This window comes from Pseudomonas saponiphila (assembly GCF_900105185.1).
In the GTDB taxonomy this organism is placed as follows: domain Bacteria; phylum Pseudomonadota; class Gammaproteobacteria; order Pseudomonadales; family Pseudomonadaceae; genus Aquipseudomonas; species Aquipseudomonas saponiphila.
Window position 1 is genome coordinate 858,962 of the sequence record NZ_FNTJ01000002.1, and the last position, 13,059, is coordinate 872,020.

At 64.3% G+C, this 13,059-nt stretch carries 6 protein-coding genes and 4 pseudogenes; 4 read left to right on the forward strand and 6 right to left on the reverse strand.

Translation table 11 applies throughout. The features are described from left to right. Window positions 1–40: 40 nt before the first annotated feature. From BLV47_RS37160 to BLV47_RS37170, 4 genes and pseudogenes are all read right to left on the reverse strand, one after another. A complete protein-coding gene (locus tag BLV47_RS37160) occupies window positions 41–913 on the reverse strand; it encodes a methyl-accepting chemotaxis protein (protein WP_371920259.1) in 873 nt (290 codons plus the stop codon). Beyond that, window positions 896–1,666: pseudogene (locus BLV47_RS37165) on the reverse strand (MCP four helix bundle domain-containing protein); the annotation flags it as partial. The gene BLV47_RS37160 and the pseudogene BLV47_RS37165, both read right to left, overlap by 18 nt. 194 nt (window positions 1,667–1,860) lie before the next feature. Continuing rightward, window positions 1,861–2,991 (reverse strand): annotated as a pseudogene (locus BLV47_RS25860) (methyl-accepting chemotaxis protein); the annotation flags it as partial. Next, window positions 2,992–3,486 (reverse strand): annotated as a pseudogene (locus BLV47_RS37170) (MCP four helix bundle domain-containing protein); the annotation flags it as partial. Window positions 3,487–3,797: 311 nt separating this feature from the next. On the opposite strand from BLV47_RS37170, the gene BLV47_RS25865 reads away from it, so the two are divergent. The 4 genes and pseudogenes from BLV47_RS25865 (at window position 3,798) to BLV47_RS37180 (ending at window position 6,383) form a co-directional block, all read left to right on the forward strand. Beyond that, complete coding sequence (locus BLV47_RS25865; protein ID WP_092318969.1) at window positions 3,798–4,028, forward strand: hypothetical protein; 231 nt, start codon at window positions 3,798–3,800, stop codon at window positions 4,026–4,028. After that, on the forward strand, window positions 4,025–4,327 hold the full coding sequence (locus BLV47_RS25870; RefSeq protein WP_092318971.1) for a cell division protein ZapA: 303 nt from the start codon (window positions 4,025–4,027) through the stop codon (window positions 4,325–4,327). The genes BLV47_RS25865 and BLV47_RS25870 overlap by 4 nt, the downstream gene beginning before the upstream one ends. 163 nt (window positions 4,328–4,490) lie before the next feature. Then, a pseudogene (locus BLV47_RS37175) lies at window positions 4,491–5,516 on the forward strand (HAMP domain-containing protein); the annotation flags it as partial. A 126-nt stretch (window positions 5,517–5,642) separates the two neighbouring features. Continuing rightward, a complete protein-coding gene (locus BLV47_RS37180; protein ID WP_371921011.1) occupies window positions 5,643–6,383 on the forward strand; it encodes a methyl-accepting chemotaxis protein in 741 nt (246 codons plus the stop codon). 351 nt (window positions 6,384–6,734) lie between these two features. On the opposite strand, the gene BLV47_RS25880 is transcribed toward BLV47_RS37180, so the two are convergent. Together BLV47_RS25880 and putA are read right to left on the reverse strand one after the other, a co-directional pair. Further along, window positions 6,735–8,537, reverse strand: a complete 1,803-nt coding sequence (locus BLV47_RS25880; RefSeq protein ID WP_092318975.1) for an acyl-CoA dehydrogenase — start codon at window positions 8,535–8,537, stop codon at window positions 6,735–6,737. Window positions 8,538–8,801: 264 nt separating this feature from the next. Next, window positions 8,802–12,755 (reverse strand): trifunctional transcriptional regulator/proline dehydrogenase/L-glutamate gamma-semialdehyde dehydrogenase, encoded by a 3,954-nt coding sequence (gene putA / locus BLV47_RS25885; protein WP_092318977.1) that lies wholly within the window; start codon window positions 12,753–12,755, stop codon window positions 8,802–8,804. Window positions 12,756–13,059 lie beyond the last annotated feature (304 nt).

Below are 13,059 nucleotides of genomic sequence, written 5' to 3' on the forward strand. Positions count from 1 at the left end.
CAGCTGTGCGCCGGGGCTTTGCCGAGCCTGGTCCGGCGCTTCAAAGGCTGAAGCGCGCCACCAGGCTGTTGAGGTCAACGGCCAGGCGCGACAGCTCGTTGCTGGCTGCACTGGTCTGGTTGGCACCGGTGGCCGACTGCACCGACAAGTCGCGGATGTTGACCAGGTTGCGGTCCACTTCCCGGGCCACTTGGGCCTGTTCCTCGGCGGCGCTGGCGATCACCAGGTTGCGTTCGTTGATCTCGATGATGGCGCTGTTGATGGTGTCCAGGGACAGGCCGGCGCCACGGGCGATGTTCAAGGTCGATTCGGCGCGTTCGGTGCTGTTGCGCATCGAGTCCACGGCATGCTCGGTGCCGCTCTGGATGCTGCCGATCATGCGTTCGATTTCGCTGGTGGACTGTTGGGTGCGATGGGCCAGGGCTCGCACTTCGTCGGCGACCACGGCAAAGCCGCGACCGGCTTCACCGGCCCGGGCGGCCTCGATGGCCGCGTTGAGGGCCAGCAGGTTGGTCTGGTCGGCCAGGCCGCGGATCACGTCCAGTACCTTGCCGATGTCCCGGGATTCGTTGGCCAGGTCGCCGATCAGGCTGGCGGTGCTCTGTACATCGGAGCTCATGCGTTCGATGGCCGCGACGGTTTCCTGCACCAGGTCGCGGCCATCGCCGGCCGAGGTGGTGGCGTTCTTCGAGGCTTCGGAGGTGCTGACGGCGTTGCGCGCCACTTCTTCCACGGCGCTGGTCATTTCATTGACTGCCGTTGCGGCTTGCTCGATCTCGTTGTTCTGCTGGGTCAGGCCGCGGGCGCTTTCCTCGGTGACGCTGTTGAGCTCTTCGGCTGCCGAGGCCAACTGGGTGGCGGAGCCGGAGATGCGTTGCAGGGTGTCGCGCAGTTTTTCCTGCATCTTGGCCATGGCCTGCAACAGGCGCCCGGCCTCGTCGCTGCCGTCGACCCGGATCGGCCGGGTCAGGTTGCCTTCGGCGATCTCTTCGGCGGCGCTCAGGGCGTTGGCGATCGGCAAGGTGATGCTGCGGGTCAGCAGCCAGGCGAACAGCAGGGTCAGGGCGGTGGCCAGCACCAGCAGCGTCACCACCAGGGTGAAGGCCGAGGAGTACTGCTCGGCGGCTTGCTGGTTGGTGTCCAGGGTCTGCTGGGTGTTGATCTCTAGCAGGCGGTTGAGCACGGTGTTCATGGCTTCGGAGTTGTTCAGCAGGTCGGTGTTGAGCAGGTTGCGCAACTCGTCCACCTGATTGCTGCGCGACAGGCTCTTCATCCGCTCTTCGATCTGCCGGTACTGGCCCAGCAGCTGCACGTACTGGTCGTAGGCGGCTTTTTCCGCCGGGCTGCTGATCAGCTTTTCATAGGTGGTCTGGGCCGTGCGGATCTGCTGGTTGCGCATATCCAGCAGTTCCACGGTCTTTTGCTGGACATCCGGCTCGCGGTTGACCAGCAAACGGTAGGACAGCACCCGCAGGCGCAGGGTCAGCTGGGTGAACTCATCGAGGCTCTTGATGCTCGGCACGCTGCTCCGGGTGATGTCCTCGGCGGCACCGCGGATCTTGCTCATCTGGTTCAGGGCGAACACTCCCAGGATCAGCATCAAGCCGCCGATCATGGCAAAGCCGAGGAAGGCCCGCGGAGCGATATTCATATTGCGAAGGGACATGGTAGGTACCAAAGAAGGCGCATCCGTGCGGGGCTTGAGACTGATCTACCGTGACTTATCGGTCGTACGACTAAAGTCTTGAGTCTTGCCGCGGATTTAGCCGCTTGGTTGCGCCCCGTCCCGGGGGCGCCTACCACCGGCGATGCCGGCACCAGCCCCGCAATAGAGAGCTGGAGCCGGGCAGGCAGGCGGTTTTACAGCTGGAACCGGGTCACCAGATTGTTCAGATCGACGGCCAGGACCGACAACTCGCTGCTGGCGGAACGGGTCTGGTTGGCCCCGGTGGTGGATTGCACCGACAGGTCGCGGATGTTCACCAGGTTGCGGTCCACTTCCCGGGCCACCTGGGCCTGTTCTTCGGCGGCGCTGGCGATCACCAGGTTGCGTTCGTTGATCTGGATGATGGCGCTGTTGATGGTGTCCAGGGACAGGCCGGCGCCACGGGCGATGTTCAGGGTCGATTCGGCGCGCTCGGTGCTGTTGCGCATCGAGTTCACGGCATGCTCGGTGCCGCTCTGGATGCTGCCGATCATGCGTTCGATTTCGCTGGTGGACTGCTGGGTACGGTGGGCCAGGGCGCGGACCTCGTCGGCGACCACGGCAAAGCCGCGACCGGCTTCACCGGCCCGGGCGGCCTCGATGGCCGCGTTGAGGGCCAGCAGGTTGGTCTGATCGGCCAGGCCGCGGATCACGTCCAGCACCTTGCCGATGTCCCGGGACTCGTTGGCCAGGTCGCCAATCAGGCTGGCGGTGCTTTGCACGTCGCCGGTCATGCGTTCGATGGCGGCGACGGTTTCCTGAACCATGTCCCGTCCGTCGCCGGCGGACTGGGTGGCGTTCTGCGAGGCTTCAGAAGTGCTGACGGCATTGCGTGCCACTTCTTCCACGGCGCTGGTCATTTCATTGACCGCGGTGGCGGCCTGTTCGATTTCGTTGTTCTGCTGGGTCAGGCCGCGGGCGCTTTCGTCGGTGACGCTGTTGAGCTCCTCGGCCGCCGAGGCCAGCTGGCCGGCGGAGGCGGTAATGCGTTGCAGGGTGTCGCGCAGTTTTTCCTGCATGGTGAGCATGGCCTGCAACAGGCGGCCGGCTTCGTCCCGGGCATCGACGCGGATCGGTTGGCTCAGGTTGCCTTCGGCAATGGTTTCGGCCGCATGCAGGGCATTGGCGATCGGCAGGGTAATGCTGCGAATCAGGCGCCAGGCGAACAGCAGGGTCAGGGCGCTGGCCAGCACCAGCAGGGTCACCACCAGATTGACGGCGGTGCGGTATTGCGCGGCGGCCTCCTGATCGGCGGTGCTGGAGTACTGGGTGTTGATCTGCACCAGTTGGTTGAGGGTCGCGCTGATCTTCTCGGCGCTGTCCATCAGTTCGTGGTTCAGCAGTTTTTGCATGCTGTCGAGCTGATTGTCGTGCGAAAGCTCGATCAGTTGCTGTTCCAGCTGGCGATGATGGGTCAGCAGCTCGACATACTGATCGTAAACGGCCTGCTCGTCCGGGCTGCTGATCAGGGGCAGGTACTGGGTCCGGGTTTCGTCGATTTTCCGATTGCGCTCGTTGATGGCGTTCAGGGTCTGCTGCTGCTCCTGGGGATCGCGGTTGAGCAGCAATCGATAGGCCTGGACCCGCAGGCGCAGGCTCAGTTGGGTGAAGTCGTCGACGCTCTTGATGCTGGGGAGGGTGTCCTGGGTGATGCGTTCGGTCGCCGCGCGGATCTTGCTCATCTGGTTCAGGGCAAAGATCCCCAGAAACAGCATCAGGCAACCTATCAGGGCAAAGCCGAGGAATGCCCTCGGAGCGATATTCAGGGTACGCAGGGACATTGAACCTACCTCGGATGTGCGCGGCTTGCGCGTGTGGGGCTGGGAAGTACCTGTGCTATCGCGTTGAAAAAGTGCTTCTTGAATCGTCAGGAGCAGTTTCAGAAAAATCTGAGTGCTCGTTGGGAAATGTCAGAAAAGTCCTGATCGACCGACGGAGTGTCAGGAACCCAGGGGACGAATGACAGTCTCTAGCAGCTCTCGCGGAAGGGTCATCGCCAGTAAAATCAAGGCCTTGCGCCCGGATAGCCCTGGTATCCGAGGTGACTTTTCTTTATCGTACGCGCCCTTTGCAAAAAGCCTGGAAGATCAAAATGTTGGAAGCATCCCTCAGCCAATTGGAACAGCTGGTCAGCGACCTGGTGCTACAGAACCAGGAGCTGCTTGGCACGAACGCAGCCCTCAAGGAACAACTGAGCCAGGCCAAGGATGAAAACGAAAGCCTGCAACTGAGCCTGATGGAGCAGGAAGAGAAACAAGGCGCGACCGCCGCCCGTATCCAGGCCCTGGTTGAGCGCGTCAGCGCAGGTCCGGTCACCCCATGAGGCACCCTATCGATGGGGTCAAGGTGATCTCGATCCTGGGCGAGGATTACTCGATCAAGGCCCCGGCCGGCGAGGAGCAGACCCTCATGGACGCCGCGCTGATGCTCAAGGCGGCCCTGGCCGACACCAAGCGCAAATACCCGACGCTGATCGGCGAGCGCCTGCTGGTGCTGGCGGCGATGAACCTGTGTTCGCAGCAGATCGAAATGAAAAAACAGCATGCCCAGGAGCTGGAGCGCTATCAGGAGCAGGTGAGCGCCACCGTCGAGGTGATCGCCAAGACCATTCAACAGAATTGATGGAAGTGCACACAGCCTGCGGGTGATGGGTTGGACAAGCAGAGTCATTGTTTGTATACAACCTTCCGCGGCTGGCGCGGTATCTCAGCCTCTTATAACCATAAGAAAGAGGTGTTCCATGCAATTCTGGCGACGCAGTATTCAATGGCAGCTGATCCTCAGCATGGGATCGGCCCTGCTGGTCAGCCTGCTGGTGGTAGTAGCCATCTACACGGTACTGATCAATCACCTGACCCAGAACTACCTGGTGGACAGGGCGCTACCTTCGAGCATCGAAGCCATGCGCAACGATATCGAGCGCATTCTCACCCAGCCGCTGACCGCCGCCCGCGACCTGGCCGGCAATGGCATGCTGCGCGACTGGCTGGCGGCGGGCGAAGACCCGGCCCAGGCGCCGCAGTACATCAGCTACCTGGAAGATATCCGCGCCGAGAACCAGGCCTTCACCACCATGATGGCCAGCCCGCTCAGCCATCATTATTACAACCAGAAAGGCCTGGACCGGACCCTCAGTCGGGATAACCCCAAGGACGTCTGGTTCTATCGCTTCATCGACGGCGGCAAGCCGCGGGTGCTGAACATCGATATCGACGTTGCCAGCGGCGAGCTGGCGCTGTTCATCAACTACCGGGTCGAGAAAGACGGTGAGCTGGTGGGCGTCACCGGCCTGGGCTTGCGCATGACCGAGCTATCCAGGCTGATTCACGACTACAGCTTTGGCGAGCGCGGCCGGGTGTTCCTGGTGCGCAGCGATGGTTTGATCCAGGTGCATCCGGACGCCGAGTTCAGTGGCAAGCGACAGTTGTCCGAGCAGATCGGCGCGACCGCCGCCGAGGCGCTGATGGGGCATGAAGGCCTGACCAGCACTCATTTCCAGCGCGACGACGAAGATTACCTGGCCCTGAGCCTGCCCCTGCGCGGCTTTGGCTGGAGCCTGGTGGCCGAGGTGCCGCAGGCGCAGATCTACGCCGAGGCGCACCGCGCGATCTGGCTCACCAGCCTGATCGGCCTGGGCATTGCCGCGGTCTGCCTGGTGCTGGTGGTGCTGCTGGCCCGCGGCTTGGTGCGTCCGGTCCGGCAAGTGACCGAGGGGCTGGTGGCCATCGGCAGCGGCGGCGGTGACCTGACCCTGCGCCTGGACGCCAGCCGCGCCGACGAACTGGGGGACCTGGCCCGGGGGTTCAACCGCTTCCTCGACAGCCAGCGCGGCATGATCGGCGAGGTGCTGGCCACCACCGAACGCCTGCGTTCCTCGGTGCGCCAGGTGGCGGCGGTGGTGGAGAACACCGCCGAGCGCTCCGGACAGCAACAGGAGATGACCGACACGGTGGCCACCGCGGTGCACCAGATGGGCCTGACGGTCCAGGACATTGCGCGCAATGCAGGGCAGGCGGCGGACGCTTCCCAGGCGGCTCGGGATGAAGCCCAGCAGGCCCAGGAAGTGGTGGGCGGTTCGATCCGGCATATCGAGAGCATGTCCGGGGAAATCGCGCTGGCCGCAGGCGCCGTGGGCGAGCTGGCGGAACAGGTGGCCTCCATCGATCAGGTACTGGCGGTGATTCGCGGGGTTTCCGAACAGACCAACCTGCTGGCCCTCAATGCCGCCATCGAAGCGGCCCGGGCTGGCGACATGGGTCGCGGCTTTGCCGTGGTTGCCGATGAAGTGCGCACCCTGGCCCAGCGTACTCAGGCCTCCACCGATGAAATCCAGCAGATGATCCAGAGCCTTAAGCAAGGGGCGGAGAACGCGGTGACCTCGATGCATGCCGGGCAGACCGCGACGGGCACCGGTGTTGAATCCAGCCAGCGTACCGGCGCCTCGCTGACCGCGATCACCGGGCAAGTGGAGCGCATCAGCGACATGAATCAGCAAGTGGCCACGGCCACGGAGCAGCAGTCGGCGGTGACCGAAGAGATCAACCGCACGGTGCGGGGGATTTCCGATCTGGCCCGGGCCACGGCGGGCGAAGTGCATGGCTGTCGTGAAGATTGCCGGACCCTGCAGCGCCTGGCCGAGGATCTGGTGCGCCAGGTGGGCGGCTTCAAGCTGCACTGACCGCCAGAGGCGCGGGCCTGCCAGCGAACCGCATGCTGCAGTGTGCCAGGCCCGCCGCTTTCGCCGGCAAGCCGGCTCCTACGGGTGGGGGTGAACCTTCCGGTAGGAGCTGGCTTGCCAGCGAACCGCGCGCTGCGGTGTATCAGGAGGGACGCTTTCGCCGGCAAGCCGGCTCCTACGGGTGTGGTGTGAACCTTCTGGTAGGAGCTGGCTTGCCAGCGAACCGCGCGCTGCGGTGTGTCAGGAGGGACGCTTTCGCCGGCAAGCCGGCTCCTACGGGTGTGGTGTGAACCTTCTGGTAGGAGCTGGCTTGCCAGCGAATAGCGCGCGGTATGTCAGGCCGCCTCGGCCTCAGAACCAGGCGTCCTGCATCTCCAGGCAGGTGGCGTCCCGCGCTTCCAGCAGGGTCAGTTCATGCTGGCAGGCCGGCACTTCCCAGGTCAGGAAGTAGCGTGCGGCCTGCAACTTGCCCCGATAGAAATCCCGATCCGCCGCCACGTCGCGGGCCAGTCCTTCCTCGGCCCTGATGGCTTGCTCCAGCCAGCGCCAACCGACCACCGCGTGGCCGAACACCTTCAGATACAGCGCCGAGTTGGCCAGGGTCGCCGTGACCTTGCCACTGGCCAGGTCCCCCAGCAGACCCAGGGTCACGCTCTGCAAGCGCGACACCAGTTGCTCCAGAGGCTGACGCAGGGCATCCAGCGACGGATGGGCGCGGGCCCGCTCGCCCGTCTCGGCGATCAGGCGGATCAGGCGCTTGAGCCCGGCACCGCCGTTCTGCGCCAGCTTGCGTCCCAGCAGGTCGAGGGACTGGATGCCGTGGGTGCCTTCATGGATCGGGTTCAGGCGGTTATCGCGGTAGTACTGCTCCACCGGGTATTCCCGGGTATAGCCGTGGCCGCCGAGGATCTGGATCGCCAGCTCGTTGGCCTTGAGGCAGAACTCCGACGGCCAGGATTTGACGATCGGGGTCAGCAGGTCCAGCAATTCATGGGCCTGCCGGCGCTCGGCCTCGTCGGCCAGGGTGGTGGTGTCGTCGAACAGCCGCGCCGCATACAGCCCCAGGTCGAAGGCGCCTTCGACGTAGGCCTTCTGGGTCAGCAGCATGCGCCTGACATCGGCGTGCTGGATGATCGATACCGGCGCGGTGCTCGGGTCCTTGCTGTCCGGCAGGCGACCTTGCGGGCGTTCGCGGGCGTATTCCAGGGAATACAGATAGCCGGCATAACCGAGCATCACCGCGCCCATGCCGACGCCGATCCGTGCCTCGTTCATCATCTGGAACATGTAGCTCAGGCCCTGGTGCGGCTGGCCCACCAAATAGCCGACGCAGTGGCCGTTATCGCCGAAGTTCAGCGCGGTGGAGGTGGTGCCGCGCCAGCCCATCTTGTGGAACAGCCCGGCCAGCAGCACGTCGTTGCGCGGCCCCAGGCTGCCGTCGTCGTTGACCAGGAACTTGGGCACGATAAACAGCGAAATGCCCTTCACCCCGGGGGGCGCGTCCGGCAGCTTGGCCAGGACCATGTGCACGATGTTTTCCGACAGCGGATGGTCGCCGCCGGAGATGAAGATCTTGTTGCCCTTGAGCCGGTAGCTGCCGTCGGCAGCCGGTTTGGCACGGGTGCGGATATCGGCCAGCGAGGAGCCGGCATGGGGCTCGGTCAGGGCCATGGTGCCGAAGAAGCGCCCGTCGATCATCGGCTGCAGGAAGCGTTGTTTCTGCTCCTGGGTGCCGAAGCTCTCGATCAGGTTGGCCGCGCCCATGGTCAGGAACGGATAGGAGGTTGTGGCCGCGTTAGCTGCCTGAAAGTGCGCGAAACAGGCCTGGGACAACAGGGTTGGCAACTGCATGCCGCCGGCCTCGAAACTGCGGGCTGCATTGAGAAAGCCAGCCTCAAGGAAGGCATCCACCGCCGGTTTCACTTCAGGAATCAGCCTCGCCTGGCCGTCTTCGTAGCGTGGTTCGTTCTCATCGCCCTTGCGGTTGTGCGGGGCAAAGTACTTCTCGGCGATGCTGCGCGCGGTGCCGATGGCGGCGTCGAAGGTTTCGCGATTGTGCTCGGCAAACCGCTCGCGCTGAGTCAGGCCCTCGGCGTCGAGCACCTCGTACAGCTCAAAGGCCAGATTGCGGGAACTGAGCAGCGTCTCGGACATGGCGGCATACCTGTGGGATAGGGAATGGGCCGAGTCTAGTCGCGTGAATAAACGCTGAATAGCAAGATTGATTTCGGTGATGAAAAGCCCAAAAAACCTCGATAGGCGTCGGCTTCTGCAGGAGCGGGCTTGCCCGCGAAGGCTTCATGGGAGGGCGATGCAGGGCTCAAGGGCCTCTTCGCCGGCAAGCCGGCTCCTACAGAGGACGGGCAAAAAAATGGGCGCCGGTCAGGGCGCCCATCGATGCAGCAGAACCTTCGGCGATCAGCCGATGGTCATCAGGCTGGCGTTGCCGCCGGCCGCCGCGGTGTTGACGCTCAGGGCGCGCTCGATCACCAGGCGCTCCAGGGCAATCGCCGTCTCGCCCTGGGACAGGCCCTGGACGCCGACGATGGCGCCGGCGCGCTGGGCTACTTGCTGGCAAACGCCGCGCAGTTGGTCCGAGTCGCCATGATGCAGGACCGCGTCGAATACCACTTCGTCCTTGGTCCAGTCGGCCACACGCTGGATGCGTGCCTGCACGTCCTTCGGCAGACGGGCGAACAATGCCTTGCCGAGGTCGCTTTCGGGCCACACCGCCGAACCGCCAACCGCCAGCACCGCCGCCAGTTGGGCCAGCAGATCGCCTTCGATTTCCGCCAGGCACAGCACGTGCTCGCGAGGCAGGATCGCATAGCTGTTGCGTTCGCCGGTCGGGCCGGTCAGTTGGCGGGTGATGCCGCTTTGCGACTGGCCGGCGAACTGTTTGCACAGGGTCGCCAGTTCCGCCAGCTTGTTGCTCTCGGCCCAGGCTTGCAGGGCATTGAGCGGCTTGCCGAGGGCTTCGCGCAGGCGCAGGTCCGGGGCGTTCTCGGCATCGGCACGGGCGAAGGACTGCTCGATGGCGTCCACTGGACGGGTCGACAGCAGGCGGTACAGGTACAGCGGGCCGCCGGCTTTCGGGCCGGTGCCCGACAGGCCTTCGCCGCCGAACGGCTGCACGCCGACCACGGCACCGACGATGTTGCGGTTGACGTAGACGTTACCGGCGTGGACGTTGTCCACCACCTTGGCGATGGTTTCGTCGATCCGGGTGTGCACACCCAGGGTCAGGCCATAGCCGGAAGCATTGATCTGGGCGATCAGCTGGTCGATGTCCTTGCGCTTGTAGCGCACCACGTGCAGCACCGGACCGAAGATCTCGCGTTGCAGCTCGTCGAAGCTTTCCAGCTCGATCAGGGTCGGCATGACAAAGGTGCCGCGCTTGCATTCTTCGCTGTCGGCAATGGCCATCTGGTACACGCTGCGACCTTTGTCGCGCATGGCCTGGATGTGCTTCTCGATGCCAGCCTTGGCTTCGGCGTCGATCACCGGGCCGATGTCCACCGACAGGCGCTCCGGGTTGCCCAGGCGGCTTTCGGCCATGGCGCCCTTGAGCATTTCGATCACGCGGTCGGCGGAATCTTCCTGCAGGCACAGCACGCGCAGGGCCGAGCAACGCTGGCCGGCGCTGTCGAAGGCCGAGGACACCACGTCGATGACCACTTGTTCGGTCAGGGCCGAGGAGTCGACGATCATTGCGTTCTGGCCGCCGGTTTCAGCGATCAGCGGGATCGGCCGGCCCTGGTTGTCCAGGCGCCCGGCGATGTTGCGTTGCAGCAGGCGCGCGACTTCGGTGGAACCGGTGAACATCACGCCCTTGACGCGTTCGTCACCCACCAGGCGGGCACCGACGCTTTCGCCCTGGCCCGGCAGCAGTTGCAGCACGCCTTCGGGAATCCCGGCTTCCAGCAGCAGGCGCACGGCCTGGGCCGCCACCAGCGGAGTCTGTTCGGCCGGCTTGGCCAGTACCGGGTTGCCGGCGGCCAGGGCGGCGGCCACCTGGCCACTGAAGATCGCCAGCGGGAAGTTCCACGGGCTGATGCACACCACGGGGCCCAGCGGACGATGGGCGTCGTTGCTAAAGTCGTTGCGTGCCTGCACCGCGTAGTAACGCAGGAAGTCCACGGCTTCACGCACTTCGGCGATGGCGTTGGCGAAGGTCTTGCCGGCCTCGCGAGCCAGCAGGCCCATTAGTGGCTGGATCTCGCCTTCCATCAGGTCGGCGGCGCGTTCGAGGATCGCGGCGCGTTCGGCCGGCGGCGTGGCCTGCCAGATCGGCGCGGCATTCAGGGCGCACTGGATGGCGTTGTCGACATCTTCGACCGTGGCTTCCTGAACGTGGCCCACCACATCGCGATGGTCCGACGGGTTGAGGACCGGCGCCGGGGTTTCGTTGCTGGCGGCGCAACCGAGCATCGGCGCGGCTTTCCAGTGGTTGTGGGCGGTGGCCAGCAGCGCGCAGGACAGCGATGCCAGGCGGTGTTCGTTGGCCATGTCGATGCCCGCGGAGTTGGCGCGTTCGCTGCCATACAGGTCACGCGGCAGCGGAATGCGCGGGTGCGGCAGGCCGAAGCCGCCTTCCAGGGTGGCCATCTGCTCGATCTGCGCCACCGGGTCGGCCACCAGTTCCTGGATCGAGATCGACTGGTCGGCAATACGGTTGACGAACGAGGTGTTGGCGCCGTTTTCCAGCAGGCGGCGAACCAGGTAGGCCAGCAGGGTTTCGTGGGTGCCGACCGGTGCGTACACGCGGCACGGACGGTTCAGCTTGCCATCGGCGACCTTGCCCACCACTTGCTCGTACAGCGGTTCGCCCATGCCGTGCAGGCACTGGAACTCGTACTGGCCGGGGTAATAGTTCTGACCGGCAATGTGGTAGATCGCGGACAGGGTGTGGGCGTTGTGGGTGGCGAACTGCGGGTAGATGACTTCCGGCACCGACAGCAGCTTGCGTGCGCAGGCAATGTAGGAAACGTCGGTGTACACCTTGCGGGTGTAGACCGGATAGCCTTCCAGGCCTTCGACCTGGGCGCGCTTGATCTCGCTGTCCCAGTAGGCGCCCTTCACCAGGCGGATCATCAGGCGGTGACGGCTGCGGCGGGCCAGATCGATCACGTAGTCGATCACGTATGGGCAGCGCTTCTGGTAGGCCTGGATCACGAAGCCGATACCGTTCCAGCCGGTCAGCTGCGGCTCGAAGCACAGGCGCTCCAGCAGGTCCAGGGACAGCTCCAGGCGGTCGGCTTCCTCGGCGTCGATGTTCAGGCCGATGTCGTACTGCTTGGCCAGCAGGGTCAGGGACAGCAGGCGCGGGTACAGCTCTTCCATCACGCGCTCGTACTGGGCGCGGCTGTAGCGCGGGTGCAGGGCCGAGAGCTTGATCGAGATGCCCGGGCCTTCATAGATGCCGCGGCCGTGGGAGGCCTTGCCAATGGAATGGATGGCCTGCTCGTAGGAGGCGAGGTATTTCTGCGCGTCGTGCTCGGTCAGTGCCGCTTCGCCGAGCATGTCGTAGGAATAGCGGAAGCCCTTGGCTTCGAACTTGCTGGCGTTGGCCAGGGCTTCGGCGATGGTTTCGCCGGTGACGAACTGCTCGCCCATCAGGCGCATGGCCATGTCCACGCCCTTGCGGATCATCGGCTCGCCGCTCTTGCCGATGATGCGGCTCAGGGAGGAGGTCAGTCCGGCCTCGTTGTGAGTCGACACCAGCTTGCCGGTGAGCAACAGGCCCCAGGTGGCGGCGTTGACGAACAGCGACGGGCTGTTGCCCAGGTGCGGCTGCCAGTTGCCGGTGCTGATCTTGTCGCGGATCAGCGCGTCACGGGTGCCCTTGTCGGGGATGCGCAGCAGGGCTTCGGCCAGGCACATCAGGGCCACGCCTTCCTGGGACGACAGGGAGAATTCCTGCAGCAGGCCCTGGACGATCCCGGCACGGCCGCCGGCGCTCTTCTGGTTGCGCAGCTTCTCGGCGATCGAGGCGGCCAGCTTGTTCGCGGCTTCGGCGGTGGCGGCCGGCAGGCGCGCCTGCTCCAGCAGCATTGGCACCACTTCCGGCTCCGGACGCCGGTAGGCGGCGGTGATCGAGGCGCGCAGTACCGATTGCGGGAGGATGCTCTCGGCAAATTCGAGGAAGCATTGATGAGCGTGATCGGTCTGCACCTCGCCGGCGTCATCGCCGTCTTTGGCGGTGACACTGCTCAGCTCGGACAGGGTTGCACCACCCTCGAGTTTTTCCAGGTAATTGAAAATCGCCTGCTTGATCAGCCAGTGCGGCGTACGATCGATCGAGGCCGCGGCGGCCTTGAGGCGCTCGCGGGTTGGGTCGTCGAGTTTGACCCCGAGGGTGGTGGTAGCCATATTTTTATCCTCATGTTTGCCACGCACGTGTGGCATCAGCTGGCGGCAAGATTATCCGTGCGCCGAAATAGGTGCAACCGGGTGCAACCCATTTTCAGACGGAAAAAACCGCAGCTTGTCAGGAATAAAATTCCTGCCTGATCCGCCCTGCCTCCTGATGGTGCATTTACTTCTGAAAAATCGCTTTCTTGCTCCAAAAAGGGGCAAAAGCGTCGTCGGTGGCCGATTATTCGACAAGGTGCAACTTAAACGCCGCAAATTGGTTGCACCTTGTTCATTTTGTTGCATAGGATTCGCGCCCAAG